Here is a 23991-nt window from a genome sequence, read left to right on the forward strand (position 1 = left end):
CGGGGCCGATGCGCTGGATACCTGTCTCGCCGGCGAGAGGCGCGCGCCGCCGAGTGGGGTCGGCTGCGGCTCGGGGCGAAATGACACGCCAAGCCATCAGGCAACATTTGCTCGATGGGGGACTCTGACCGGTTTAGCCGCACGAGCGTTGGTGAACGGCTAACGGTTGAGTCTGGCCAATGCATGGGGAGGCGAGCAGTCCGATAAGGGTCGAGTTTCCACGATTATCTCTGCTTAGTCGCGGCGAAGAGAGACTTGCCCCATCGCGCCTTCGACTAAACCGCTGGTTTGACCTTGGTCAATGTAGGGTTCGCGAAGTTCGCATATATTAGAATATTATTAAATTATCGCAGGTGTTTTCTTTTTTTTGATGGGGGGAGCCCGCTATGGGTATTGGCCAGAATATGCTTGCGGGCGCGGCTTTGCTCGCCCTTGGTTGTGGCCCGGCGTTGGCACAACAAGTCACAGGGACCACCGGTTCACCCGGAGCCACGACCACCATCGAGGGAAAACAGCTCCCGCCGCCAGATCCAAAATTCGGGGGCGTTATCCAGGAGAGGGCGTCTGACTCCCGGCCCTGGTGGGCGCCGCGCATCGTGCCGCCGAAAGGTGCGCCGAACGTACTTCTCATCATGACCGACGACCAGGGTTTCGGTGCCCCAAGCACCTTCGGCGGTGTCATTCCCACCCCAGCCATGGATCGTATTGCGAACCAGGGGCTGCGCTTTACGAATTTCCATTCGACGTCGCTCTGCTCACCGACGCGGGCGGCGTTGATCACGGGGCGCAATCACCATTCCGTCGGTTTCGGCGTCGTCGGCGAAATAGCGACCGGGTTCCCAGGTTACGATTCGATCATCCCGATCGAGAAAGGCACCGTCGGCACGATTTTGAAAGAGAACGGCTACGCGACGTCGTGGTTTGGAAAAGACCACAACACACCGTCTTATCAGTCGAGCCAGGCGGGGCCGTTCAATCAGTGGCCGACGGGAATGGGCTTCGATTATTTCTACGGCTTCGTTGGCGGCGACGCCAGCCAGTGGCAACCGAACCTGTTCCGCAACACGACGGCCATCTACCCGTTCGAAGGCAAGCCCGGTTGGAACATGGAGACGGCGATGGCCGATGAGGCTATCCAGCACATCAAGCAGCTCAAGGAGATCGCGCCCGGCAAGCCCTGGCTCGTCTATTATGTGCCGGGCGCCACCCATGCGCCGCATCATCCGACGCCGGAGTGGATCAAGAAGATCAGCGACATGCACCTGTTCGATGACGGGTGGAACAAGCTGCGCGAGACGATCTTCGCCAACCAGAAGCGGCTCGGCATCATGCCGCAGAACGCCCAACTGACGCCGTGGCCGAAGGGACTGCCGGAATGGGAATCCCTTGGTCTCGAGGAGAAGAAGCTCTTCATCAAGCAGGCGGACGTCTATGGGGCCTATCTTGCCTACGCCGACAATGAGATCGGACGAGTCATCCAGGCGGTCGAGGACCTTGGCGAACTCGACAACACCCTAATCATCTATATCGGGGGTGACAATGGCGCGAGTGCCGAGGGCATGATCAACGGCACGCCGAACGAGTTCACTACGTTCAACGGCGTCCCAGTACCGGTCAAAGACCAGTTCCTCTGGTATCCGTTCTGGGGATCAGAACGGACGTTCCCGCATTTTGCGGCGGGCTGGGCCTGGGCGATGGACACGCCGTTCAAGTGGGTGAAGCAGGTGCCGTCGCACTTCGGCGGAACCGCCCAGGGCATGGTCATGTCGTGGCCTGGCCACATCAACGACGTGGGCGGCATCCGCCGCCAGTTCCACCATGTCATCGACATCGTGCCGACCATTCTTGAGGCGTCCGGCATCCCGGCACCCGATGCAATCAACGGTATCGAGCAGCGCCCCATCGAAGGGGTGAGCATGATGTATACCTGGGACAAAGCAAACACCGATGCGCCAACCAAACACACGACGCAATACTTCGAGATGCTCGGCAATCGCGCCATCTATCAGGACGGATGGGTGGCGGCCACGACACCCGCCACTCTCCCATGGGAACTAAGCACAGCGACGCCGCCGGATGTGATCACTGGCTACAACTGGGAACTCTATAACGTCCAAAATGACCCCACCCAGTTCAACGACCTCGCCGCCAAGATGCCTGAGAAGCTCAAGCAGATGCAGGACCTGTTCTACTCCGAGGCCAAGAAATACAACGTGCTGCCGCTCGACAATTCGACGCTTGCGCGCTGGAACGCGCCGCGCCCGGACCTCACTGCGGGGCGAACGGAGTTTTCTTATGCTGGCGAACTCACCGGTGTGCCGAAGAGCGCTGCCCCAAGCATCCTGAACAAGTCCTACACCATCACGACCGAGGTCGAGATACCAGATGGCGGTGCCGAGGGCATGATCGTAACCGAGGGTGGACGCTTCGGCGGCTACGGCCTGTTCCTCAGCAAGGGGGACTTCGGCGTCGGGCGAGGAAAGGTCGTGTTCCTTTACAACCTCCTCGACCTCAAGCGGACCATGTGGGAAGGCCCCGAACTAGAACCCGGCAAGCACACCATAGTCTTCGACTTCAAATCGGATGGTCCCGGTTTGGGTAAAGGCGGCACGGGCGTCCTTTCAGTGGACGGTAAGGAAGTAGCCACCAATGTATTGGAACACGGCACGCCGGTTACATTCCCTGAGGACGAAACCTTCGATATCGGCCTGGACACTCGCACCGGGGTCGCACTGCTGGAATACCGCTACGACACTCCGTTCAAATTCACCGGCAAAATCGACAAGCTGACCTTCAACCTACAGTAGGAGCGACCAATGAGCCTGAGGCAAACCATTTGCGCAGCCGCGATGAGCGCGGCCTTTAGCGCCGTTCTGCCGCCGTCGGCATCGATGGCCGAAAATGCCATCAAGGCCCCGACCGCAAAGAGCATCGGCACCACGAGCACGCAGAAGGACGAAATCGTCCCGTCTCTGATCGTCATGAACGCGGCAGGCGCCATGTTGAGCGGTGATACGCTCACACTGAAAGGAATCTCCAACAATTCAATCCTGTTTGCCGACCGCCCGGTTCGCTCCGCCGGGCACGCGCTCACAACGCACCTGTTGGAAGAATGGGCTGAGGGGGGCAGCTTCGAAAAAGACCCGCCGAATGCCACCGTCTCGGTCCTCAACAAGGATGCCTCCGACGTCGAAGACGCCGTCGTCGTTCTAAAGGACCCGAAACTCAACGGCACCGACCTAACGTTCAAGGTGGATGTGCTTGAGGGCAGTCTCAGCAAGGCAGATGGACCGGCCTCGATCTTCATCGACATCATCGGCATGCCGCGGACGCCCATGTCCTTCGCGGGCGCGGCTCGGCGAACCGCGTACCGAGGCGCTTGGTATGGCGCGGCAGCCGGTGCAGCAGCAGCGGGTGCCTACTACCACCCCTATTATCATCCGTACGTCGGCGCGCCGGTCTGCGGCTATTACCCGCTACCCCCGTGTAACTGAAGCAGCCCCACTGCGGCCCTGAAGAGCCGCTTCAATAGAAACAAGGAGGCCGTCATGACTCCGAATGAAAAATCTAGCCTGTTTGCCATTCGCCGGCGCGACCTTGAGTTGGCAGCGCTGGCGCTCGCCGCCACCGCTCTCCTCGCGCCCAGGCGCGGCATCGCCGCGAACATGCTGGAACGGTCGTGGGACGAGCTTACCGGGGAGTTGAAGGATCTTCCCGACGATGCCCGTGAAGCTGCTGCCTACTTCCTGGGCATGGAATCATACGTTTTTGGCTATCCGCTTGTGATGATGGACGTGACACGCGACGTGCTTACCGCAGCCCCGGCGCCGAATGCGGACGGCACTGCAGCGCCCATCAACCAGCTTGCCAAGATGCCGACCTACGTGAGCCCAGATTTCAAGAACGTCGTGCGGATCAGCCTGAATTCGCTGTGGACGACTGGCTGGCTGGATTTGGAGAACGATCCGATTGTTCTTTCGGTCCCCGACACCAAAGACCGCTACTATGTCTTCTCGATCATGAATATGTGGACCGATGTCTTCGGTTCAGCTGGCAAGAGGACGACGGGTACCTCGCCCGGTCATTTTTTAATTGTTGGACCAAATTGGAAAGGTACAGCCCCCGCAGACATCAAGGAAACGTTCCGTTCATCAACCAGATATGCGTGGGCTCTTGGCCAGACGCAGGCTAACGGACCGGAAGATTTCGCAGCGGTCAATGCGATCCAGGCCGGTTACAAGCTGACGCCCCTGAGTGCATGGGGCAAGTCTTACACGCCTCCAAAAAAGGTGCGGGTTAACGGCAAGGTCGATGTCAAGATCACACCGCCCGACCAGGTGGCGCAAATGGATGCCGGCACATTCTTTAACCGCCTCGCCACAGCGATGAAAGACAACCCTCCCTATGCCGAAGACACTCGGGCCCTTAAGCGATTGCATCGGCTGGGCATCGAGCCCGGTAAGCCGTTCGATATTAGTAAAGTCGATCGCGGCATCGCTGCGGGTTTGCAAAAGGCCGTGAAGGAAGTTCAGATCAAGATGGCCGAAGGCGTCACCAAACTGAAGAATGTCAACGGCTGGATCAATATGGTCAACCTGGGCCGCTATGGCACCGACTACAACACCCGAGCCGGCGTCGCCTACATGGGGCTCGGCGCCGATATGTGCGAAGATACTGTATATCCGACGGCTTATGTGGATGGTGACGGTCACCTGTTCGATAGCGCCAACGCATACGTCATGCGGTTCGAGAAAGATCAGTTGCCGCCGACCAACGGCACCTGGTCGGTGTCGCAATACAAGGGCAATTTTTACGAGCGGAACATTCTCGATCGCTACGCCATCGCCCCGTGGATGCCGCTCCAGTTCAACCCTGACGGATCCTTGGACATCTACTTGCAGGCGACCTCACCTGGCAAGGACAAGGAGTCGAATTGGCTGCCGACGCCGCTCGGGCAGTTCAACCTCACGCTCCGCAACTATTTCCCGGAGCGGGCGGCCTATGATGGCTCTTACAAAATTCCGCCAGTCAAGAAGATGGCATGACGCAAATCTTGATCTCGTCGGCGCTATGGCGAGCGAGGGCGCCGAGAGAGGAGCGCCGGAATGTCCGCTTTCACGGCCGGCAGGTCGGCATTCAGCAATTGTTGGGCAAGTTGCCTTGAGGTGAAATTTCATGAGATGGGCTACCACTGCTGCTGCCGTTGAATTGGCCGCTACCGGCCTGATCCTGCTCGTCAGCCCAGTGCTGTTTGGGCGGCTGGTGTTGGAAGGCGAATTGTCCGAACCGGGCCAAGCACTCGGTCGGCTCGCAGGCATCGTCCTGCTGGGCTTTGCATTGACGGCTTGGCCTGACCCTTCCGCGCGGTCTGTCGCACGGGCGATGCTCATCTACAATCTCCTCGCGACCATTTATCTTTGCTATTTGGGTGTCCTGGCGCAGTCGGTGGGCATCCTTCTATGGCCCGCGATGGTGCTTCACGCAGTCTTATCAATTCTTCTCGTTCGGACTTGGCTCGGCTCCGGGGCGAGATGAGCTCATGTTCCGGTTGACGATGAATGTCTCCCCATGGCCGCAATCAAGTCATTCGCCGCGCGCGATTGCACCTGGCGATATCAGCAGCGGTATTCCTGCTGATGGCCAGATCATGGGCGATGCAACGATAGCTGCGATCTTCGGCAGTCGACGCCATGACCTTCGGCATGCGCCGATCTGACTTTGCTCTCGTCCGATATGGCGGTCGAGCCTCTTGCCGCGAGCGAGTTGGCTTGGTCTGCTGTCGCCGGCGGCCATCCTGGCCGCGCGGCGGAAGAGATTGGGCCGAGTTTGCACCGCCCTACGGCGTCACCGTCAGCCTGGCTTCCATCCCGGCTTCGTAGTGCCCCTTCATGTTGCAGAAGAGCAGGTATGTCCCCGGCGCCAGCCTGGTATTCAGCTTGCCGCTGGCGCCTGGCTTCAGGTCGGAAACCTCGCCCAGGCTTTTCAGCTTCGATTCATCGACGCGGTTCTTGGCAGCGTTGAGCGGAATGGGCAGGTCCGGAGATTTCAGGCGAACGACGACCATTTCATGCTGCTCCGTCATCGCATCATTATGGACTGCGAAGGTCGCAGGCCCGGCTTTGACCGTTGGCGGGTCGAGCTTCAGCGACATCGCCCCGCCGCCTTCTCCATCTTCCGTGACATTGATCACGGTGGTGGCGGCAAAGCTTGCTCCGGCCGAGCAGGCGATGGCGGTTCCGGCGAAAAGCGGCAGCAGTCTGGCACGTGATTTCATCGTTGGTCTCCGTCAGGTTTGAGAGTGGGCGCTGAGCGGCTTGCTCAAGCCAGGGGTCATCCGGCGCGGCACGCAGTGGGTCGCTGTCGTCATCGAAGGCGCGGGGTTGTCGTTTCGATCGCGGGAAGGGAGGCGTCCACTGCATGCCGCAGGAGTGCTGGTAGCGCGGCATTCTTACGCGCGCTTTGCCGGGATCATACCAATCCGTAAGAATGCCGCCCCGGCCGCCCGACCGCCGCACTTTACGAAAATGTATGGTTCCAGCGAGGTCCCGGTGAGGTTTGGAGCGCAGCTTGGCGCCATCATTGCCAAGTCGAGGTCAGCTCTCTCATGAACATGCGCGCCGCACCTGCCGCCCTTATGCCGGCCCTTCATCCGGTCAGCCTGCGGGTGAACACCTACCTGATCAATCTCGATCGTGCGCCCTTGCGCAGGTTTCGAATGGAACGCCTGCTGGCAAGCTTCGGCCTTGCCTTCGAGCGCGTGGCGGCGGTCGATGGGGCAGGGCTGAGCCTGCCGCATCCGGGCTTCGACGACGCAGCCTATCTCAGCCGGCACGGCCGCCGGCCGAACCCTTTCGAGATCGGCTGTTATCTCAGCCACGTCGAATGCGCCAAGCGCTTCCTCGGCAGCCCTGCCGAGTTCGCGCTCATTCTGGAAGACGATCTCGATTTCGATGACGATCTGGCCGAGCTGCTCGATGCCGCCCTCGATCACCAGGCGCGCTGGGACATCCTGCGGCTGTCGACCGTCAATTCCGGGAAAAAGCACAAGGTGGAGCCGCTGACCGCGTCGCGCTCGCTCGCCATTGCGCTCACCCGCGAGAAGGGGTCCGGCGCCTATCTCATCAACCGCAAGGCAGCAGGCTGGATTGCCGGTGTGCTTGTCCCCATGCGTCTGCCCTATGATCTCGCCTTCGATCTGGAGTTCGATGATGGACTGAGCGCCTGCTTCGTCGATCCGCTGCCGGTCAGCCAAAGGGCCGATCCCTGTTCCCAGATCCAGGCCGGGCTTTCGGCCTATCGGCTGGGCCGCCGCCGGCCGTGGAGCGTGCTGCCGTATCGCGCCGCCGCCGAGCTGCGCCGCTTTGCGGCCCGCTTCAGCCGGCTCGCGGCATGGCGGCTGAGAAGTTAGGAGCTGCCGCCGGCATCAGCGGGAAGCCGATCGAAACGATGAGGCCGGGATGATTGTCGGCCATGGTGATCTCAGCCGAATGCAGGTCGGCGATCGCCTTGACGAGGCTGAGCCCGAGGCCGCTTCCCGGCGTCGCGCGGCTCTTGTCGAGCCGGTAGAGACGGCGGAAGACCTTGTCCCTTTCGCCGGCGGGAATGCCGGGGCCGCTATCGGCGACCGAGACGATGGCGCGGCCGCCCTGGCGGCGGAGCGAAACCGTGATGTCGGTTCCATCAGGGCAGTGGTTGATCGCGTTTTCCACCAGGTTGGCGATCATCTGCGTCAACAGATCGCGGTCGCCCCGGATGAGCGCGGGACACCGCTCCGTGATATCAAGCGACATCAGCGCGTCTTCGGCGACATCGACATAGACCTCGGAAATCACGGCAAGCACGGCGTCGATATCGGTCGCCTGGAAACGCTCCTTGCGGGCGCCGGCCTCGATCTGGGAAATGCGCAGCAGCGCCTCGAAGGTGGCGTTGATCCGGTCGCTCTCGTGTCTCGCTTCGTCAAGCAGCGCCGAAACATCCGCCTGCTGGTCGTTTCCGGCCACGGCGGCATCCAGCGTCAGGCGCAGCCTGTTCAGAGGCGTCTTCAGATCGTGGGCGATATCGGCGCTCACCTGCCGCATGCTCTCGACCAATCTCTGCAGCCGCTCCAGCGCCGCGTTGATCTGGATCGCCACCGTATCGAGATCGTCGCCGTTGCCGGAGATGGCAATGCGGGCGTCGAGCGCGCCGTGGGAGACGTCGTTCATGGTGAGGGCGACCCGGTCCAGCCGCGCCTGGGCACGAACGGCGAGAAAGACGCCGCCGCCGATCGCGGTCGCGACGACGATCGCGGCCGCCCATTCGAAGCTGACCAGCACGATCCGCAGCATCTCGTCGACATCGTTGAAGTTTTCCGCCACCACCAGGCTGTAGGGGCCGATGGTCGACACCTGCATCCGGTAGCGTTCATGCCCCTTCAGCCCGACATCCCTGGAGGTGACGGTATAGACGCCGTTCGGGATGCGGGGTGCGGCGAAATTGCCGGCAAGTTTGCGCCCGCCTGCATCCGTCAGCGAATAAAGCCCGTCGGAGGTCGATTGGAAGCTTGCATAATTGTTCAGCGTGTTGATCAGATCTTCGGTGTCGTTGGGCTCGTAGGTCGAGATAATAAGCGAATTCATCTCGTTGAGCGACTGTTCGAGATCACGCGCAAGGCCGAGCTGCAGCATGTGATAGATGATCGCGCCGCTCAGGATGAAGGCGACGACGAAGAGCACGCCGAAGGTGACGGCAAGGCGGAACGGCGTGCTCCTGCGCAGGCTAGCGAGGCGCATGCAGGCTGTATCCGGTGTTGCGGACCGTATGCAGAAGCTGGATCTGGAACGGCTTGTCGACCTTGGCTCTCAGCCGGCTGATATGGGTCTCGACGACGCTGGTCTTCGGATCGAAGTGGAAATCCCAGACCCGCTCCAGCAGCATCGTCTTGGTGATGACCCGGCCTTCGCCGCGCATCAGCACCTCGAGCAGGGTGAATTCGCGCGGCTGCAGCTCGATCACCTGGCCGGCGCGGCGGGCCTCCCGCCGGATCAGATCGAGCTCGAGATCGGCAACCTTCAGCACCGTCCGCTGCTCCTGCACCGGCGGCCGCCGGCCAAGCGCATTGACGCGCGCCATCAGCTCGGAGAAGGCAAAGGGCTTGACCAGATAATCGTCGCCGCCCGCCTCCAGCCCCTCGACCCGATCGTCGACGCCGCCGATCGACGTCAGGAACAGCGCCGACGTGCCGACCTTGGCAGCCCTAAGCGAACGCACGATCGCCAGTCCATCGAGACCCGGCAGCATGCGATCGACGACGATGACGTCATAGGCCTCGCGCTGCGCCTGAAACAGCCCGTCCCGGCCGTCGCCGACCACATCACAGACATGCCCGGCCTCGGAAAAGCCCTTGGCGATATAATCGGACGTCTTGGTATCGTCCTCGATAAGCAGGATTCGCATCAGCCCGATCATTCCCGGCATGCGTGGATGGCGAGATCTAGCGAGAGGACGGCTTGGCGACAACTTACGAATTGGTAAGGTGCTGGGTGGGGAGCGGCTTCAGACGCAACCGTGTCGCCACCGGCACTCGTCCTTCGAGGCTCCGGCCTTGGCCTGCGCACCTCAGCAACCGTGTTGTTGGGGCTGGTTCCATGGGGTTCGTCTTCTAAGAATAGTGTTGATCATGATGATGAGCTTTCGCATGGCGGCGGCGATGGCGACCTTGGGCGGTTTGCCCGCGTCGCGCAGCCTTTTGTGGAAGGTCTTGATGGCCGGGTTGCAACGGATGGCCGAGAGCGTAGCCATATAGAGGGTGCATCTGACGGTGGCGCGGCCGCCGGCGATATGGCGCGTTGCCATGCTCCACCCGCCGTTCTCTATGGCGAGGAAACCATAAGACCGGGAACCTCCTCCTCGAGCGTTTGCACCGTCTTGGCGTGTGAAATTTCCGCGCTACCTCTGCACACTGCAATGGAGGAAGACGATGAAGATGCGTAAGTTCACGATCGCCGATGCGTCGTTGGAGCGTTCCCCCGGACAGGAGGCAGACATTTCCGTCGGCAATCTGGTCGATGAGCGGCACGGAGGGCCGATCACCATCGGCTATGGACGCTACGCACCCGGTCAGAGCCTGACCGAGACAATGGCGGTTGACGACGTCATGATCGTTCTGGAAGGCCGGCTTTCGGTCTCCACGGACGGGGAAACGGTCACCGCCGGCCCCGGCGAGATCGTCTACATGCCCAAAGGTGAAACGGTGACCATCCGCTCGCACGAGGAGGGCGCGCTCACCGCCTATGTCACCTATCCGCATTGGCGGCCGGCACACGCCTAGAGCGCCGTGCGGCGGCCCTATCCGGTCGATCGCCGACCCCCGAACTGATCGTCAGAGGCCGGCAAGATAGTGAGCCATGGCAGCGATGTCGTCGGCCGACAAATTGCGCACCAAGGCCGTCATGCGGGGCATGTTCGGGCACTTGTTATCGTGAAAGTCGGAGAGGGTTTTGATCAGGTAGTCCAGCTTCTGATTTGCGACGCGCGGAGTGTTGGCGTATCCGACGAAACCCTCCCGGTGGCACGAGGTGCACTTCTTCTCGACGTCGAGCGCTTGGAAGCGGGTAATGCTCGCTGCGTCGGCCGGCTCGCGGTAGGCGGGCCAAGGCAGTGCGGAGAAGTAGGCCGCAAGCGCCTTCATGTCGTCGTCGGAAAGATTCTTCGCGATCCGGCCCATGAGCTCGTCGGTGCGCGCTCCATTGCGATATTCCTGCAAACCTATCAGCAAAGAGGACTCGTGCTGGCCGGCGATGATCGGCGTGTTCTTAACAGTCGGCAGACCTTTCCTACCGTGACACATCTGGCAAAGCTTGGCCTTGTGGGAGATCGCCGCCGGCGGTGGCGCAGCATTGTTCTGCGCTCCAGCCGGCAGTGGACCGAGGGCCACGAGAGCGGCGATGACGAACGGAGCGAGCGCGCTGCTGCAGGGCATGCGAGGCCTCCAGATATGTGAGGCTGATCTTATCAGAAGATGCAACCATTGGCGAGCGAACCCCCGTCGCCTCCATCCGACTATGGCTGCGTCTTTATGAGTTCACGCCCTAGACCGCGAGCTGCGGCTCAGCGCTTGTATTCGGGCTCGCTGCGATCAAGCGCGCGTTTGACGGACTCCAGATGGAGCCGGGCCGACTCCGGGTCGCCTTCGCGCATTTGCCGGTACGCCGCGTCCGCAATCTCAGGCGCGACGGCAAGGACTTCGCGTCCGGTCGACAGGGCGAGCGTCTGCACTTCGCAGGCGCGCTCGAGGTAATAGAGATCGTCCCAGGCCTCGGCGATGTTAGGTGCGCAGACCATCACGCCGTGGTGCTTCATGAAAACGATGTCGGCATCGCCGATCGCGGCCGCGATCCGATCGCCCTCGCGCGCGTCGAGCGCCAGGCCGTTATAGTTGCGGTCGACGGCCGTGCGTCCATAGAATTTCAATGCGGTCTGCCCGGCAAAGATCAGGGGATCGCCCTCCGTCATCGAAAGGGCGGTGGCATAAGGCATATGGGTGTGGAATGCCGCCTTGGCGCGGGGAATGTTCTTGTGAATCCTGGCGTGGATGTAAAAGGCGGTGGCCTCGGGCTGCCCGCTGCCCGACACCACGTTGCCGTGAAAATCGCAGATCAACAGCATCGAGGCCGTCAGTTCGGCGAAAGCGTAGCCATAAGGGTTGACGATGAACAGGTCGTCATATCCAGGAACGACGGCCGAGAAGTGGTTGCAGATCCCTTCCTCCATGCCGAGCCTTGCCGCCATCCGGAAGCAGGCGGCAAGATCGACGCGGGCCTGCCAGATGTCGTCCGTATCGAGTTTCGGCTGGTTGGGGCCGCCGGTGGGCGTTGGGGCTGTATTGAGGGAGTGCGCCATGGGTTCGTTTCAGATCGGTGTCGAAGGAGAGGGTGGCTATTGTCCTGAACTACGCCCGGATCAGCCTCGCATCAAGTCGGCTGGATACAAACATGGTTCGCTTCATCTGCATATTTTTACCCACCCTCCGTCATCCCGGGCTGAGGCCTGGGATGAGCGAGGGTGGGGCGGTGCTTTCCGCCAAACTCCTCGTCGGCGCAGCGGATGGCGGATCGTCTCACCCGCGGCTCGACCCGAGGGGTGTCGAAAAACACTTAACTTACCAGCTCAGGCGTGTTCCCGATCGACAGCAGATGAGCCATTGCATCGGTAATTGCGTGGTTGTCGTAGGGTTTCGAGAAGGCTCTGCTTCCCATGGGGAGATCGCTCTCTTCGAGGATTGCCGCGCCGGAGGCAACGATCAGCCTGACAGGCGGCCACCGATTTCGGATGTAATGGGATAGTTTGATGCCGTCCATCGTGCCGGGCATCTGAACATCGGTGAAAACCAGATCGATGTCGTTTCGCGACACAAGGATACGAATTGCCTCGTCCGCATCGCACGCCTCAAGCGCTTCGTAACCCGCAGAGAATACCAGATCGACGGCACTCATCCGAATAATCGTGCTGTCTTCGACGACCAGGACGACCGCTTTGCCATAATTCATTGCTCACTCGGTCAGATTGGAGGTGCGAGCCGCGTGGGCTCCGCAGGGATAGCGTTTCGCAAGCCATTCGGTTCCGAAGCGGCCGTAGAAAGGTCGGTTCGCAAACCGGCGCTTTCCCGGTGGCGGATTGTAACGGCGGTGCCGGGACCCGCATCGCTTAACTGAATGTCACCATGCAGGCTCTTTGCCAGCGCCTCCACAATGCCGGTCCCCAGTCCCGCCTTTGGTGCATCGCGACCTGCAGGCATGCCGATGCCGTTGTCGGTAACGGAGAGAGTCCAATCCTTGCCGGATGATCGATAGGCGATGACGATTGCGCCTGGTCGTTCAACGGGAAAGGCGTGCTTGAGGGCGTTGATGGCAAGCTCGGTCACGACAAGCCCCAAGCGTACGGAAACATCCGCCTCCACGGCGCTGTCGTCGACCATCACCTGAATCGAAAGCCTTTCGGGGTCAGCAATCATCGACGCGCCGAGGCTTTGGCAAAGCTGAGTGAAATAGGTACGGAGTTCAACCTTGCCGCCGTTGGACATGGAGAGTTGGCGTTGCAGGGCCGCAATCGACATGACCCGGTGATGGGCGTTGTGGAGATGCCCGCGCGCTTCCTCCGACTGGACCCGCCGGGCGCTCTGCATGAGAACGCTGGCAATGATCTGAAGGCTGTTTGCGACCCTGTGCTGGACTTCCTGCAGCAGGATCGCGTTGTCGCGAACGAGATCATCTTTCAGCCGAGCTTCGGCGCGCACATCGGTCACGTCGGTGATGGCCAGAAGCAGGCGAATATGGTCGATGTCGCCGTCATCGAGCGTCCGTGCATTGACGACCAAGCGCCGTGCTTTCTGGTTTGACCGTTGAAAGTCGATTTCGTAGGCCTCGATGGTGGCACTTCCCGAGGCGGTGGCCGTCAGCAGTGACGCAAGCTGGGGCATCGCCCATTCGCCGTTTCCAATGTCGCTGAGGCTTTGGCCGCAAACGGTCTTGGGGTCGATGTCGAAGACCCGGCAGAAGGATGCGCTGGCCGCAATGACCTTCTGGTCGTCGGACAGGAAAAGCAGCGGTTCATTGGACGATACCACCACGGCAAGAGTGCTCGCCGCCTCGAAATGCACAGTGGGAATCTTTTGCATGGAGAGGCCCTCATGGGCCGGAGACTCGCGGAGCAAGTCATCACTCGGCAACAATGCCAACCGGCCAGAAGGCTCAGCCCGACAGAGAGACCGTAACACGCCTGAGAGGTAATCCCTTCATATTAAATATCGCGGCTGCCATGTCGAAGCGATGAGCCGATGATGACGAATATTCACTTCTGGGAGCAAGGCCATCGAACACGCAGCCGAAGCCTTTCCGGAAAGCGCCGTCCCACCAACAGCAGGTGCGAGCGTTCGATTGTCCGGATCGTGTCGGCTGCGTGAAGCTCGCGGTGCACTTCGCCTCCCTCGGTAATCTCCGAAAGGGTTTTGTCCACGGCGGATCTCAAGCACCGACCGGTGCGGGAGATCAACGCCTCAACCCTCCTCGCCAGATGCGAGGAGGGTTGAAACTCAAGGCCGGTTAGGCGGTCCGCCGATAGCGGTCGCGCTCTTGCTCGATCTGCTCACGGCGGTATGGATCGAGCGTGTCGTCGAACCGGCTCCATCCCTGCTCGTTATAGGCACGCCGGCGTTCGATCGGGTCGACCCAGTTTGAACCCTGGAGGATGGCCTGCGCCTCGGAGGCGCGGGCGTCGTCGACCTTGGCCGTGACGAGGCTGCCGCCGCGGCGGACGCCTTCGGCATAGAGGTGGGCATCGTCTTCCGAGACGCCGGAGTCGGTGAGGGCGCCGATCAGCCCGCCGGCGGCACCGCCAGCGACGGCGCCGGCGACGGCGCCAGCCGCAGTCGCGGCAAGCCAGCCTGCGGCAACCACCGGCCCGACACCGGGAATGGCCATCAGGCCCAGCCCGGTCAGCAGGCCGCCAGCACCACCGACGGCAGCGCCAATGCCGGCGCCCGTCGCGGCATCCTCGCCAACGTCAGAGTCGCGATCGATGCGGCCAGCCTTGTTGGAGACGATGCTGATGTCGTTTGAGGGAATGCCTGCCGCTTCCAATTTGCTGACGGCGGAGCGAGCGTCCGAGTAGTCGTCGAAAAGTCCGGTTACAGTTCTCATCATGTTTCTCCCTGGGGTTACTTGGCGACGATGTTGCCTTGATAATCGAGGGCAATGGCGACGGCTTTCCCGTCCTTCATGCCGGCGGCCATCCAGATCCCCTTGTCATCGAGCTTGAGATCCTTGACGTCGGTGTAGCCGGCTTCCGCAATGCGATCCTTCGCCTGAGCTTCGGTAAAGCTGTTGGCGCCCTCAACCGGTGCAGTCGGATTTTTGGTATCCGGAGTTGCAACCGCAGGTGTATTCCCATCCGGAGATGGAGCCGGTGTGGTCTGGGCAAAGGCTGCAATGGCAGACGCGCAGAGAATGGTCGCCGCAAAGACGATCTTCTTCATATGTGTTTCCTCTCATTTTGCGGATCAGATGACGATCCATGCAGTCAGAACACGCAAGAGAGATCTTTGTTCCCCGAGATTATGCAATTGATTTTTCTAAATATATGGCAATACGGCGCGCTGCGGGTCATTTTCTGCGGCGCTGGGGCAATGTAAGCAGACAGTAACGGGGAGGGTAACCGACGATCCACGGGCGTGCTTGAAGGAAGCCTCTCGGTGTGAGGCCGATCCTCTAACTCCTAAAGTTGTGCCGCTGTCAAATATCCCAGAGGGTGGGCGCGCGGGGCCGCTTTCCTGCGGCACGTCGTGCGGGTGGCAGATGCGGCCCCGGCAATGTCAGTGACTTCACGGAATACGGGCGATGACCTTGATCTCGAAGTCGAAGCCGGCGAGCCAGTTGACGCCGATGGCAGTCCAATTCGGGTAGGGCTGCTTGCTGAACATCTCCTGCTTGACCGCCATGATCGTGCCGAACTGGTTTTCGGGGTCGGTGTGGAAGGTGGTGACATCGACGATATCATCCAGCGTGCAGCCGGCGGCACTCAGTGTCGCCTTCAGATTGTCAAAGGCGAGCCGCACCTGGCGTTCGAAATCGGGTTCGGGTGTTCCATCCGAACGGCTGCCGACCTGTCCGGACACAAACAACAGATCACCGGATCGGATCGCGGCGGAATAGCCGTGCTTCTCGTAAAGAGCGTGCCTGTCGGCCGGAAAGATTGCTTCGCGTTTTCTCATTCTGATCTCTCTTCATTGTTGACAACGACCGTTGAGCGCGGCGTGACGCTTCACATCTCGCCCCCTATTTGGTATACGGCTCGTATGTGAAATGTATGAAATACGCACCGTATGTCAAGTCCATATACGCTTCGTATATGAAATTGAGGGATGGAATGGCTAGGAAACGCAGCGAAACGATGCAGGAAAACCGCGTCAAATTGATCGCGGCGGCACGAAAGGCTTTTGCGGAAAAGGGGTACTCCGCAGCCTCGATGGATGAACTGACGGCCGACGTCGGTCTGACGCGGGGCGCGCTTTACCACAACTTCCAAGACAAGCGCGGGTTGCTGGCGGCGGTTGTCGATCAGATCGACACGGAGATGGCGGTGCGCGCTCAAGAGATTGGCGCGCGCGCGGGCAATGATTGGCAGGGCCTACTCGCCGAGGGGGCGGCCTATATCGAGATGGCGCTCAATCCGGAAGTCCAGCGCATCGTCCTGCTCGACGGACCTGCGGTGCTGGGGGATCCCTCGCAGTGGCCGAGCCAGAACAATTGCCTGCAGGTGACCAAGAGCACGGTGGAGTGCCTGATCGCCCAAGGTATCCTCAAGCCGCTTGACCCAGAGGCGGCGGCCCGGTTGCTGAGCGGCGCGGCTCTCAATGCCGCTCTCTGGATCGCCGCCAGCGAAGATCCGCAAAGCGTGCTGCCAAAGGCGGTCGAGGCTTTCCATGCCTTGGCGGCAGGCCTGCTGGTGGAGCGTTTGTGATCGACCTCGAACGCTTTCAGGAGAAACCGGAGTGTCGCAAAAGTCGGGAATTGCGCGACAACGCAAAAGCCATCGCGAAATAGACTTGCGAATCGCATAAGTGTGTGCTTATGTGTTCGCATGATCGAGAATGACATTTTCCGAGCCTTGGCTGACCCGACCCGCCGCGCGATCTTCGAGAAGCTGGCGGCGGGCGGCATGAACGCCAGTGCGCTGCGTGAGGGCATGGAGATCAGCCAGCCGGCAATGTCGCAACACCTCTCGGTTTTGCGGAGCGCAAAGCTCGTGAGGGAAGAACGGCAGGGGCGTTTCGTGAATTACGAAGTCGATCCGGAGGGGCTGGCTCTCATCGCACAATGGTTGGCGAAATATCGCGCTTACTGGCCTGCCCGCATCGAAGCTCTCAAGGTCTTGCTGAAGGATATGGACCAATGAACGATGGAAAGGCCAAGGAGCAGAAAGACGGCATCGAACTGGAATTCGATCTGGATGAACCGCCGCAAAAGGTCTGGCGTGCAATCAGCATTCCGGAATTTCGGGAAATCTGGTTGCCGAAAGACGCTTTAGCCGATCCCACCCCGGCCACGATCACACCTGGCGAGGAAGTCCGTTATAGCCTGCGCGACGACGCTCCACCTTACCTTGAAAGCACGGTGACGTTCACGATCGTCCCGAACGCGACCGGCGGCACCCGCCTGCGCATCATCCACCAGCTAACCGACGCGAGGCTTGACCGGATGGCGGAAACGGCCGCGAACAGCAACAATCCGCTCCTCATGCTCGCCGCCTGACGCGGCAAGCTCTCCCCTTTGATTTCTGGAAGATCGGAGTTCGCCGATGCGCGAAGCGATGCAACTCGTCCCCATGGTCATAGAACAATCCAGCAGAGGGGAGCGGTCTTTTGACATTTACTCCCGCCTTCTGCGCGAACGCATCATCTTCCTCAACGGCGAGGTCAACGATACCGTTTCCGCTCTGGTCTGCGCGCAGTTACTGTTCCTTGAGGCCGAGAATTCAAAGAAGCCGATCAATCTTTACATCAATTCTCCGGGCGGCGTCGTGACCAGCGGCCTCGCCATGTACGACACCATGCGCTTTATCCGCGCGCCAGTTCATACGCTTTGCATGGGGACAGCCCGTTCCATGGGATCGTTCCTGCTGATGGCAGGCGAGGCCGGCGGAAGAGCTGCCTTGCCCAATGCCAGTATCCTCATTCACCAGCCATCCGGTGGCTTCCAAGGGCAGGCTTCCGACATGATGATTCATGCCGAAGAAATTCTGAAGACCAAGCAGCGCATGACGCGGCTCTACGCGGAACATTGCGGACGCTCCTATGAAGACTTTGAGCGCGGGATGGATCGCGACCGCTTCATGACCGCGGAAGAAGCACTGGAATGGGGTCTTATCGACCGTATTCTAACGGTTCGGGAAGGCGAAATTCCCGATTGAAGCGACACTTGTTTTCCTGACTTTTGCAACGTCGCAGAATGGACGGTTCTGCCATGCCGGCAAAAGAGTCCAGCCGGGCGGAACCGTTGCTGCGGCTATCGGTTAATTCGCCGAGGTCGCGGCGTGCCAATCGGACGTGACGGAGATGGTGAACGCATCGGTTTTTCCGATTTCTCGGTGCGGGCAACGAAATGCCAGGCGAGCACCTTTACCCGTTCGCCGCGATCTCATCCCGGACAACAGGATTTCGCGAGGATCGAACCGCCAACCAGGGCCACACATCGATCACCGTCTCCTGGGCGCGGAAACCGCCGCCTGCCATCGAAGGCGGTGGAACACGCGAGCGACGATGCACTGTGTGGATCGATCAGAGGAGGAGAAGGTCATGAGCAAAAATAATTGGAAGGTCGGGCTTCGCGCCAAGCTGGAGGATCTCGTCGACGACTGCGTTGTGGCCGGGGCCAGGCAGCAGGACGTCTTCGATGCGATCATCAAAGAGATCGGCAATCTGCGCGCAGCCCTTGAGCGCGATCCCGATCCTGCGGAGGACGATGTTGCCGTCATAGAGGAGCCTGCGAACGATTGGCCCGCGGCCGACAAGTGACCTGAAGCCGATCGGGGAGGGCGCGCGACCTCTTGGAGCGGGGGTTATGGAACCAACTGGCGCGGCGACCATTACAGTCTTGTCGCTTGGCAATCGGTTTAGCCCGGATCTGCGAGATGTGATTGCCTGCGCCGGCCGCTCATCATTCACAAGGGGAATTGCTATGGAAAGTGCAGGTATCGGCTGGATCGCCGCCATCGTCATCGGCGGCATTGCCGGCTGGCTCGCCGAAATGCTCATGAAGAGCAACATGGGCGTGCTGATGAATATCATTCTCGGTATTGTCGGCGCCATCGTCGCCAACTTTATCCTGTCGCTCTTCGGCGTCGCCCTTGGCGGCTGGCTGGGTTATCTGATCGCGGGCTTCATCGGAGCCTGTATCCTGATCGCTGTTGCGAGAATGGTCAGACGTACGGCCTGATCTAACAGGAGGCGGCTGCGCAACCGGCCGCCTTCGTCACGTTTTCGGGTTAGCCCGGCTGATTGCTCCCGGGATTCCGGCGGCGCGCAAAACGCCGCCGGGACCATGCCTACTACGAGGTTGGACACTGTAGGAGGGGCGGCTGGAGCCGCCCGTCGGTCATTGGATGACCTGGATGACCTTCCGGGAGGAAGGTTCGACGATCACACGCTGATCGTTGACGATCGCGTATGCATATTTCGGATCATCGGGAATTGGCGTGACGACCACGGTCTCAGGCAAGGGCTGTCCGACGACGACCTTTTCCTTCACCACGATGCGCTCGGTCGGGGCCGGAGCCTGCTGAACATAGGTCACCACCTGCTGCGGCGGCGGATCAATGACGCTACCCGCCACGCCGCCGACGATGCCACCGACAGCAGCACCGACCGGGCCGCCGACAATCGCACCTGTTGCAGCACCGCCTACCGCTCCTGTTACCGTCGAAGACTGCGCAAAGGCAGAGGTCGATCCCAACAGGATGCCTGCGGCGATTCCTACCACTTTGATATCCATCTGTTTTCCTCCTTGGACGCGGATGGTTCCGCTGCGGAGCCAAACCGAAAGATGGAGGAAGTGTTCCAGATGTAGGACTTCATGCCGGGGCTCAGACAGACCTTGGTCCTAGCGCAGGATTGGCCTGCCTACTGCCTGGGAAAACGGCTCAGCATCCGGTCCTGGATGTTCTCCCAGCCGACGATCATCGCAGCAAGCGAGATGGCTTTGTCGCGGTCTGCAGCCTTGGTTATAAAGCCTTCGAGCAGGACGACAGGGCCGAGCATCCTGATCTCGATGGCACTGCTGTCGATATCCGGATCGGCGGAAAGGGCTGCTTCGATTGTGGCGATCGTGGACGCCGAACTATGGCCTTGCGAGCAGCGCTCTTCGTGATTGTAGTTATCGGGGCCGAACTTCATATTCTCCTCCTGTCCCGCCCCCCGCGGACCTTCATCTTCCTCAAAGCTAATATGAGCAGTGTGTCCTGACGTCGCCACCCGGACCTAAGTCCGGCTTTCCCTCGGCACGATCCGGCCTAGATTCTCCTGATCCTTGTTGAAAGGACATCAGGGAGGTTTTAGCAATGTTTGCCAAACTCCAGTCAGAACCTCCCTGATGACGCAGGAGCGACCGAACGCCTTTCCCTAAGGCCTGTCTGACATCGATGATTTGGCGCCCGCGGCGGTTTCGGCGGGCAGTTCCGACGCGGGATCTCCACGAAACAACGCTTTCAACCTGCCCCTACGAGTTGCGCGGGAAACATGGGATTGTTCAGCAAAAGAGAAACGGGCCGCGCTTTCGGGCAGCAGCGAGCATGCTCGATCTGTTGTCCCGGCGATGAATCATGCCGCAATTGATAACCTTGTCCGCATCGCACACAAGAAACCAACTTGACGCATCCCTACCAGGGGGATAGGTAGGCAACATTATCAGTCAAGGGTCTGCAATGTTCTCCGGCATCAGGGAATGGTTCGGTTTCGGCCAAGACGGTCAGTCCCATGGCCACAGTCACGGCTCGCACGGCCACTCCCATGGAGATGCCGGAGGCCATGGGCACACACACGGCGTCGTCGATCCGAGCATCGCCTCATCCGAGCGCGGCATCTGGGCGATCAAGTGGTCGTTCGTCATTCTGGCCATCACCGCGGCCCTGCAGCTTGTCGTCGTCTTCTCTTCGGGAAGCGTCGCGCTGCTGGCCGACACCATCCACAATATCGGCGATGCCGCCACCGCAATTCCTCTGTGGATCGCCTTCACGCTGGTCAGACGGAAGCCGACAAAAACCTTCAATTATGGCCTCGGCCGGGTCGAGGATCTTGCCGGCATGCTGATCGTGCTGATTATTCTCTTCAGCGCCATCGTCGCCGGCTATGAGGCGATCAACCGCCTGTTGAACCCGCAGCCGATCACCCAGCTTCTGGCGGTGGCCGTGGCCGGCGTCATCGGCTTCATCGGCAACGAGGCCGTGGCGGTGTTCCGCATCCGTGTCGGCAGGCAGATGAACAGCGCCGCGCTGATCGCCGACGGCTACCACGCCCGCACCGATGGTCTGACCAGCCTGGCGGTCGTGCTCGGCGCCGTCGGGGTCTGGTTCGGCTTTCCGCTCGCCGATCCGATCATCGGCCTGCTGATCACCATCGCGATCTTCGGCATCGTCTGGCAGTCGGCGCGCGCCATCATCACCCGCAGCCTCGACGGCGTCGAGCCTGATATCACCGACGAGATCCGTCATGCAGCAGAGCATGTCGAGGGCATCGGTGGTCTGACGGACGTGAAGGCTCGCTGGATCGGTCACCGGCTCCATGCCGACGTTACGATCTCGGTCAGCGGCGACAAGACCGTCGCCGAAGCCAACGGCATCGTGGCCACGCTTCGCAATGAGCTTCACGCACATCTTCCGGCGCTAGGTACGGCGACCATCCAGATCGCCGAGGCAGCCGCCGAAGCGCACACCAGCGATCGCGGCCACGGGCATCACCGCGCACCCGCTGGGTTCACGGTGAGTTCCCGATTGGCGACCGGAGTGCTGGAGATTGTCGACACGCCCGAGGGTGAACGCGTGCGGCTCTCCATTTCGAAACACGCCAGGGGACTCGAGGCCGTCGTGGAGATCGCCCGCGATGGTCTCGTTGAGCGGCTGCCGCTGCTCCCTTCGCCGGCCGATCATCACGCTTTGATCAGCAACGTCGCTCCTGCCGAGCCTCACGCGTTCGACGCGGTGCTGAAGCTGATGGCAGGCGTCGAAGTCGACGACCTTCCGTTTCGAATGGAAGAGCCGGAAGGCCATCATCACTGACTTGTCCCGGAGGCGGTCCCCGGCGTAAGGTCGAGCGCTCTTCTCCTTTAGAAGGATCGAGAACATGGACACGATGACCGAACCTCACACCCACGCCACCCATCCGGAGATCGTCAAGCGCCTGAAACGGGCCGAGGGTCATCTGAAGAGCGTCATCACGATGATCGAGGCAGGCAAACCGTGTCTCGACATCGCCCAGCAGCTCTCCGCGGTGGAGAAGGCGATCATCAACGCCAAACGGACGCTGATCCAGGATCATCTCGATCACTGCCTCGAAGAGACGGTCGGCGCCCTGCCGCGCGACAAGCGGCAGTCCATCGACGAGTTCAAGACGATCACCAAGTACCTTTGACGGCATGGCCGACCTGCTGGCCTATCTCGGACTGTTCGCCGCGGCGCTTGGGGCGGCGACCATCATGCCGATGCAGTCTGAAGCCGTTCTCATCGGCCTTCTTCTCTCCGGGAAGTTTTCCACCTTCTGGCTCCTCGCCGTCGCGAGCCTGGGCAACGTGCTCGGCGCGCTGGCGAATTGGCTGCTCGGCCGCGGCATCGAACGCTTCAGGGAAAAACGATGGTTTCCGATCGGTCCGGCAGCGCTCGACCGTGCGCAGGCCTGGTATCGCCGCTTCGGCAAGTGGTCGCTGCTCGCAAGCTGGCTGCCGATCGTCGGCGATCCGATCACTGTGATGGCCGGCGTCCTGCGCGAGCCGCTGCCGACCTTCCTGGTGCTGGTGGCCATCGCCAAAGTAGGGCGATATCTCGTGCTTGCAGCAGCGACGACGGGGCTTGCGTAATGTTCCAGCAGATCGTCGACGTCCAGCGTGAAATCTACCTCGCCTTCGCCGGCCACATAAAGGGATTTGCTGCGGGCGGCGGCTGGGCCTCGTTCCTCGCCTTCCTGCCGATGGGCATCGTTTTCGGCGCCGTCCATGCAATGACGCCCGGCCACAGCAAGTCCGTTCTTGCCACCTACCTTGCCGGTTCCTCCACCAGGGCGCACCGGGCGCTGCTTGTATCGCTCGCACTTTCCTTCACGCACGTGACGATGGCAGTCCTCATAGCGCTTCTCGCGCTGCCGCTGGTGTCGCATTCCTTCGTCGACGCCGGATCGTCTCCGACCCTCGAAGTCGTCAGCCGGGCCTTGCTAGGCGTTATCGGCCTCTGGATGCTGGCGTCGGCTCTGTTCCGGCACGATCACTCGCATGCGGAGGGCGAAGGGCTGTTGATGGGGGTAGCGGCCGGGCTGGTGCCTTGCCCTCTCACCCTGTTCGTGATGACCTTCGCCATGATCCATCAGGTCGTCGTCACCGGCCTGCTGTTCGCCTTCACCATGATGATAGGGGTCGGGCTGACGCTCTCCGTGGTCGCTCTTCTGACCGTGGTTTTCCGCGACCGCATCGCCTATCTGATGAGGACGTGGCCGCGGCTGCTCGGTTTTGTATCCCGCGCGACGGGTGCACTCGCGGGGCTGGTGCTGGTTGCCGTCGCTGCGGTCGAGATAGCGAACTGGCTGGCAACTACATGAGGGCAATGATGCGTCGAACAAAAATGGTGCTGATTGGCGCGACGGCAGCGCTACTGGTATTGGCAAGCGGCGCCCAGTGCGAGGAGACGAAGTCGCCGTTCCAGCGTTTCGCCGAGCGGTGCCTCGAACTCGGGCCGCGCTACGACCAGACGGTCGCACTGGCGAAGGAAAACGGCTGGCCGGATCTGGCGGAGGACATGACGATGGGCATTCAGCCTCTCGGGGAACCAGCGAGCTTCCAAGGCTGGCTCGTGAATTCCGACGGCGCTTCTCCCTTCGAGGCGGTTGTGGTCGCACGTGGGGCCGTCGGCCCGAAGACCGTCGAGAGTTGCACCATGGCGTTCGCCGGGACCGACGCGGCCGAATTCGAACGGAGTTTCGCCTCGACAGAAGCAGCGCGGCCTTCTGGAGAGCAAAAGGGGCAAGGGCGGGTGCGGAAGTTCTTTGCGATCGAGCGCGAGGGCGTGAAGGAAGCGCTAACGCTCGACCTTCCAATCTATCCGAACGGCGCCGACGAGGTTGTGGCGAGCGTCGTCGCCGAACAACGGATTGAAAACTGAAGCCGCTTGACAGGGCGATCCTGCTTTGAGAGTTTCGGAGTCATGGGGCAGCGATCGCCCCACGAGGCTACGGCCGAAGAATCGCGTCCTTGAACCCGCACCAAC

Annotated in this window: 29 protein-coding genes and 1 pseudogene; 17 read left to right on the forward strand and 13 right to left on the reverse strand. The window is 61.0% G+C overall.

Translation table 11 applies throughout. The annotated features are described in order from the left end of the window. Nucleotides 1-386: 386 nt before the first annotated feature. The 4 genes from RL_RS05995 (at nt 387) to RL_RS06010 (ending at nt 5535) form a co-directional block, all read left to right on the forward strand. Nucleotides 387-2807, forward strand: a complete 2421-nt coding sequence (locus RL_RS05995) for an arylsulfatase (RefSeq protein ID WP_011650877.1) — start codon at nt 387-389, stop codon at nt 2805-2807. 9 nt (nt 2808-2816) lie between these two features. Then, nucleotides 2817-3494, forward strand: coding sequence for a hypothetical protein (locus RL_RS06000; protein WP_011650878.1), 678 nt, complete (start codon nt 2817-2819; stop codon nt 3492-3494). A 54-nt stretch (nt 3495-3548) separates the two neighbouring features. After that, nucleotides 3549-5045, forward strand: a complete 1497-nt coding sequence (locus RL_RS06005) for a DUF1254 domain-containing protein (RefSeq protein WP_011650879.1) — start codon at nt 3549-3551, stop codon at nt 5043-5045. A 130-nt stretch (nt 5046-5175) separates the two neighbouring features. Continuing rightward, a complete protein-coding gene (locus RL_RS06010; protein WP_011650880.1) occupies nt 5176-5535 on the forward strand; it encodes a hypothetical protein in 360 nt (119 codons plus the stop codon). Between the two features lie 301 nt (nt 5536-5836). Here RL_RS06010 and RL_RS06015 read toward each other — a convergent pair whose 3' ends face one another. Then, the gene (locus RL_RS06015) at nt 5837-6274 is read right to left on the reverse strand and encodes a hypothetical protein (protein ID WP_011650881.1); all 438 of its coding nucleotides are present in this window, start codon (nt 6272-6274) and stop codon (nt 5837-5839) included. Nucleotides 6275-6604: 330 nt separating this feature from the next. Here RL_RS06015 and RL_RS06020 point away from each other — a divergent pair, with 330 nt between their 5' ends. Then, on the forward strand, nt 6605-7408 hold the full coding sequence (locus RL_RS06020) for a glycosyltransferase family 25 protein (RefSeq protein ID WP_011650882.1): 804 nt from the start codon (nt 6605-6607) through the stop codon (nt 7406-7408). Here the strand turns inward: RL_RS06020 and RL_RS06025 are convergent. The 3 genes and pseudogenes from RL_RS06025 to RL_RS06035 form a co-directional block, all read right to left on the reverse strand. Next, nucleotides 7374-8771, reverse strand: a complete 1398-nt coding sequence (locus RL_RS06025) for a HAMP domain-containing sensor histidine kinase (protein WP_011650883.1) — start codon at nt 8769-8771, stop codon at nt 7374-7376. The two genes, RL_RS06020 and RL_RS06025, sit on opposite strands and share 35 nt — an antisense overlap. After that, nucleotides 8758-9435: a winged helix-turn-helix domain-containing protein gene (locus tag RL_RS06030; protein WP_028742872.1), complete on the reverse strand. Its 678-nt coding sequence runs from the start codon at nt 9433-9435 to the stop codon at nt 8758-8760. Before RL_RS06030 ends, RL_RS06025 begins: the two co-directional genes overlap by 14 nt. A gap of 162 nt (nt 9436-9597) precedes the next feature. Beyond that, nucleotides 9598-9813 (reverse strand): annotated as a pseudogene (locus RL_RS06035) (IS110 family transposase); the annotation flags it as partial. 145 nt (nt 9814-9958) lie between these two features. Here RL_RS06035 and RL_RS06040 point away from each other — a divergent pair. After that, nucleotides 9959-10309: a cupin domain-containing protein gene (locus tag RL_RS06040; RefSeq protein ID WP_041936215.1), complete on the forward strand. Its 351-nt coding sequence runs from the start codon at nt 9959-9961 to the stop codon at nt 10307-10309. Between the two features lie 51 nt (nt 10310-10360). Here the strand turns inward: RL_RS06040 and RL_RS06045 are convergent, their stop codons facing one another. The 7 genes from RL_RS06045 to RL_RS06075 form a co-directional block, all read right to left on the reverse strand. Then, nucleotides 10361-10960, reverse strand: a complete 600-nt coding sequence (locus RL_RS06045) for a c-type cytochrome (protein ID WP_011650886.1) — start codon at nt 10958-10960, stop codon at nt 10361-10363. 128 nt (nt 10961-11088) lie between these two features. Next, the gene (locus tag RL_RS06050; protein ID WP_011650887.1) at nt 11089-11880 is read right to left on the reverse strand and encodes an aldolase; all 792 of its coding nucleotides are present in this window, start codon (nt 11878-11880) and stop codon (nt 11089-11091) included. Between the two features lie 254 nt (nt 11881-12134). Then, on the reverse strand, nt 12135-12527 hold the full coding sequence (locus RL_RS06055) for a response regulator (protein ID WP_012756433.1): 393 nt from the start codon (nt 12525-12527) through the stop codon (nt 12135-12137). Between the two features lie 11 nt (nt 12528-12538). Next, the gene (locus RL_RS06060; RefSeq protein ID WP_011650889.1) at nt 12539-13654 is read right to left on the reverse strand and encodes a sensor histidine kinase; all 1116 of its coding nucleotides are present in this window, start codon (nt 13652-13654) and stop codon (nt 12539-12541) included. A 424-nt stretch (nt 13655-14078) separates the two neighbouring features. Next, nucleotides 14079-14675 (reverse strand): general stress protein, encoded by a 597-nt coding sequence (locus RL_RS06065; RefSeq protein WP_011650890.1) that lies wholly within the window; start codon nt 14673-14675, stop codon nt 14079-14081. Between the two features lie 17 nt (nt 14676-14692). Further along, complete coding sequence (locus RL_RS06070) at nt 14693-15010, reverse strand: PepSY domain-containing protein (RefSeq protein WP_011650891.1); 318 nt, start codon at nt 15008-15010, stop codon at nt 14693-14695. A 345-nt stretch (nt 15011-15355) separates the two neighbouring features. Next, nucleotides 15356-15745, reverse strand: a complete 390-nt coding sequence (locus RL_RS06075) for a RidA family protein (protein ID WP_011650892.1) — start codon at nt 15743-15745, stop codon at nt 15356-15358. A gap of 137 nt (nt 15746-15882) precedes the next feature. Here RL_RS06075 and RL_RS06080 point away from each other — a divergent pair, with 137 nt between their 5' ends. The 6 genes from RL_RS06080 (at nt 15883) to RL_RS06105 (ending at nt 18968) form a co-directional block, all read left to right on the forward strand. Continuing rightward, a complete protein-coding gene (locus RL_RS06080; RefSeq protein WP_011650893.1) occupies nt 15883-16494 on the forward strand; it encodes a TetR/AcrR family transcriptional regulator in 612 nt (203 codons plus the stop codon). 120 nt (nt 16495-16614) lie between these two features. Then, nucleotides 16615-16929, forward strand: coding sequence for an ArsR/SmtB family transcription factor (locus RL_RS06085; RefSeq protein WP_003546150.1), 315 nt, complete (start codon nt 16615-16617; stop codon nt 16927-16929). Continuing rightward, on the forward strand, nt 16926-17285 hold the full coding sequence (locus RL_RS06090) for an SRPBCC family protein (protein ID WP_011650895.1): 360 nt from the start codon (nt 16926-16928) through the stop codon (nt 17283-17285). Before RL_RS06085 ends, RL_RS06090 begins: the two co-directional genes overlap by 4 nt. A gap of 46 nt (nt 17286-17331) precedes the next feature. Then, nucleotides 17332-17943 carry an ATP-dependent Clp protease proteolytic subunit gene (locus RL_RS06095; RefSeq protein WP_011650896.1) on the forward strand — a complete coding sequence of 204 codons (612 nt, stop codon included), beginning with the start codon at nt 17332-17334 and terminating at the stop codon, nt 17941-17943. 385 nt (nt 17944-18328) lie between these two features. Then, entirely contained in the window at nt 18329-18547 is a 219-nt protein-coding gene (locus tag RL_RS06100) for a hypothetical protein (RefSeq protein ID WP_011650897.1), read from the forward strand. Nucleotides 18548-18710: 163 nt separating this feature from the next. Next, nucleotides 18711-18968, forward strand: a complete 258-nt coding sequence (locus tag RL_RS06105; RefSeq protein WP_028742885.1) for a GlsB/YeaQ/YmgE family stress response membrane protein — start codon at nt 18711-18713, stop codon at nt 18966-18968. A 159-nt stretch (nt 18969-19127) separates the two neighbouring features. Here RL_RS06105 and RL_RS06110 read toward each other — a convergent pair whose 3' ends face one another. Both RL_RS06110 and RL_RS06115 read right to left on the reverse strand, forming a co-directional pair. Beyond that, the gene (locus RL_RS06110; RefSeq protein ID WP_011650899.1) at nt 19128-19523 is read right to left on the reverse strand and encodes a DUF1236 domain-containing protein; all 396 of its coding nucleotides are present in this window, start codon (nt 19521-19523) and stop codon (nt 19128-19130) included. Between the two features lie 128 nt (nt 19524-19651). Further along, the gene (locus RL_RS06115; RefSeq protein ID WP_028742887.1) at nt 19652-19924 is read right to left on the reverse strand and encodes a BON domain-containing protein; all 273 of its coding nucleotides are present in this window, start codon (nt 19922-19924) and stop codon (nt 19652-19654) included. A 527-nt stretch (nt 19925-20451) separates the two neighbouring features. Between RL_RS06115 and RL_RS06120 the strand changes: the two genes are divergently transcribed. The 5 genes from RL_RS06120 to RL_RS06140 all read left to right on the forward strand — a co-directional run bounded on the left by RL_RS06120 (nt 20452) and on the right by RL_RS06140 (nt 23886). Continuing rightward, nucleotides 20452-21801 (forward strand): cation diffusion facilitator family transporter, encoded by a 1350-nt coding sequence (locus RL_RS06120; protein WP_011650901.1) that lies wholly within the window; start codon nt 20452-20454, stop codon nt 21799-21801. A gap of 73 nt (nt 21802-21874) precedes the next feature. Next, complete coding sequence (locus RL_RS06125) at nt 21875-22153, forward strand: metal-sensing transcriptional repressor (RefSeq protein WP_024323399.1); 279 nt, start codon at nt 21875-21877, stop codon at nt 22151-22153. A 4-nt stretch (nt 22154-22157) separates the two neighbouring features. Further along, nucleotides 22158-22595: a YqaA family protein gene (locus RL_RS06130; protein ID WP_011650903.1), complete on the forward strand. Its 438-nt coding sequence runs from the start codon at nt 22158-22160 to the stop codon at nt 22593-22595. Beyond that, nucleotides 22595-23326 carry an ABC transporter permease gene (locus RL_RS06135; protein ID WP_011650904.1) on the forward strand — a complete coding sequence of 244 codons (732 nt, stop codon included), beginning with the start codon at nt 22595-22597 and terminating at the stop codon, nt 23324-23326. The genes RL_RS06130 and RL_RS06135 overlap by 1 nt, the downstream gene beginning before the upstream one ends. A gap of 8 nt (nt 23327-23334) precedes the next feature. Next, nucleotides 23335-23886, forward strand: a complete 552-nt coding sequence (locus RL_RS06140) for a hypothetical protein (RefSeq protein ID WP_244432354.1) — start codon at nt 23335-23337, stop codon at nt 23884-23886. The last annotated feature ends 105 nt before the right edge of the window (nt 23887-23991 follow it).

The organism is Rhizobium johnstonii 3841 (assembly GCF_000009265.1).
Taxonomy (GTDB): domain Bacteria; phylum Pseudomonadota; class Alphaproteobacteria; order Rhizobiales; family Rhizobiaceae; genus Rhizobium; species Rhizobium acaciae.

Coding starts and splice junctions, on each gene's coding strand:
- RL_RS06015 (WP_011650881.1), bottom strand. CDS start 6,274: ATGAAATCACGTGCCAGACTGCTGCCGCTTTTCGCCGGAACCGCCATC.
- RL_RS06120 (WP_011650901.1), top strand. CDS start 20,452: ATGTTCTCCGGCATCAGGGAATGGTTCGGTTTCGGCCAAGACGGTCAG.
- RL_RS06125 (WP_024323399.1), top strand. CDS start 21,875: ATGACCGAACCTCACACCCACGCCACCCATCCGGAGATCGTCAAGCGC.
- RL_RS06005 (WP_011650879.1), top strand. CDS start 3,549: ATGACTCCGAATGAAAAATCTAGCCTGTTTGCCATTCGCCGGCGCGAC.
- RL_RS06090 (WP_011650895.1), top strand. CDS start 16,926: ATGAACGATGGAAAGGCCAAGGAGCAGAAAGACGGCATCGAACTGGAA.
- RL_RS06020 (WP_011650882.1), top strand. CDS start 6,605: ATGAACATGCGCGCCGCACCTGCCGCCCTTATGCCGGCCCTTCATCCG.
- RL_RS06000 (WP_011650878.1), top strand. CDS start 2,817: ATGAGCCTGAGGCAAACCATTTGCGCAGCCGCGATGAGCGCGGCCTTT.
- RL_RS06065 (WP_011650890.1), bottom strand. CDS start 14,675: ATGAGAACTGTAACCGGACTTTTCGACGACTACTCGGACGCTCGCTCC.
- RL_RS06030 (WP_028742872.1), bottom strand. CDS start 9,435: ATGCGAATCCTGCTTATCGAGGACGATACCAAGACGTCCGATTATATC.
- RL_RS06040 (WP_041936215.1), top strand. CDS start 9,959: ATGAAGATGCGTAAGTTCACGATCGCCGATGCGTCGTTGGAGCGTTCC.
- RL_RS06100 (WP_011650897.1), top strand. CDS start 18,329: ATGAGCAAAAATAATTGGAAGGTCGGGCTTCGCGCCAAGCTGGAGGAT.
- RL_RS06050 (WP_011650887.1), bottom strand. CDS start 11,880: ATGGCGCACTCCCTCAATACAGCCCCAACGCCCACCGGCGGCCCCAAC.
- RL_RS06115 (WP_028742887.1), bottom strand. CDS start 19,924: ATGAAGTTCGGCCCCGATAACTACAATCACGAAGAGCGCTGCTCGCAA.
- RL_RS06105 (WP_028742885.1), top strand. CDS start 18,711: ATGGAAAGTGCAGGTATCGGCTGGATCGCCGCCATCGTCATCGGCGGC.
- RL_RS06080 (WP_011650893.1), top strand. CDS start 15,883: ATGAAATTGAGGGATGGAATGGCTAGGAAACGCAGCGAAACGATGCAG.
- RL_RS06010 (WP_011650880.1), top strand. CDS start 5,176: ATGAGATGGGCTACCACTGCTGCTGCCGTTGAATTGGCCGCTACCGGC.
- RL_RS06135 (WP_011650904.1), top strand. CDS start 22,595: ATGTTCCAGCAGATCGTCGACGTCCAGCGTGAAATCTACCTCGCCTTC.
- RL_RS06045 (WP_011650886.1), bottom strand. CDS start 10,960: ATGCCCTGCAGCAGCGCGCTCGCTCCGTTCGTCATCGCCGCTCTCGTG.
- RL_RS06085 (WP_003546150.1), top strand. CDS start 16,615: ATGATCGAGAATGACATTTTCCGAGCCTTGGCTGACCCGACCCGCCGC.
- RL_RS06025 (WP_011650883.1), bottom strand. CDS start 8,771: ATGCGCCTCGCTAGCCTGCGCAGGAGCACGCCGTTCCGCCTTGCCGTC.
- RL_RS06055 (WP_012756433.1), bottom strand. CDS start 12,527: ATGAATTATGGCAAAGCGGTCGTCCTGGTCGTCGAAGACAGCACGATT.
- RL_RS05995 (WP_011650877.1), top strand. CDS start 387: ATGGGTATTGGCCAGAATATGCTTGCGGGCGCGGCTTTGCTCGCCCTT.
- RL_RS06070 (WP_011650891.1), bottom strand. CDS start 15,010: ATGAAGAAGATCGTCTTTGCGGCGACCATTCTCTGCGCGTCTGCCATT.
- RL_RS06095 (WP_011650896.1), top strand. CDS start 17,332: ATGCGCGAAGCGATGCAACTCGTCCCCATGGTCATAGAACAATCCAGC.
- RL_RS06140 (WP_244432354.1), top strand. CDS start 23,335: ATGCGTCGAACAAAAATGGTGCTGATTGGCGCGACGGCAGCGCTACTG.
- RL_RS06060 (WP_011650889.1), bottom strand. CDS start 13,654: ATGCAAAAGATTCCCACTGTGCATTTCGAGGCGGCGAGCACTCTTGCC.
- RL_RS06130 (WP_011650903.1), top strand. CDS start 22,158: ATGGCCGACCTGCTGGCCTATCTCGGACTGTTCGCCGCGGCGCTTGGG.
- RL_RS06075 (WP_011650892.1), bottom strand. CDS start 15,745: ATGAGAAAACGCGAAGCAATCTTTCCGGCCGACAGGCACGCTCTTTAC.
- RL_RS06110 (WP_011650899.1), bottom strand. CDS start 19,523: ATGGATATCAAAGTGGTAGGAATCGCCGCAGGCATCCTGTTGGGATCG.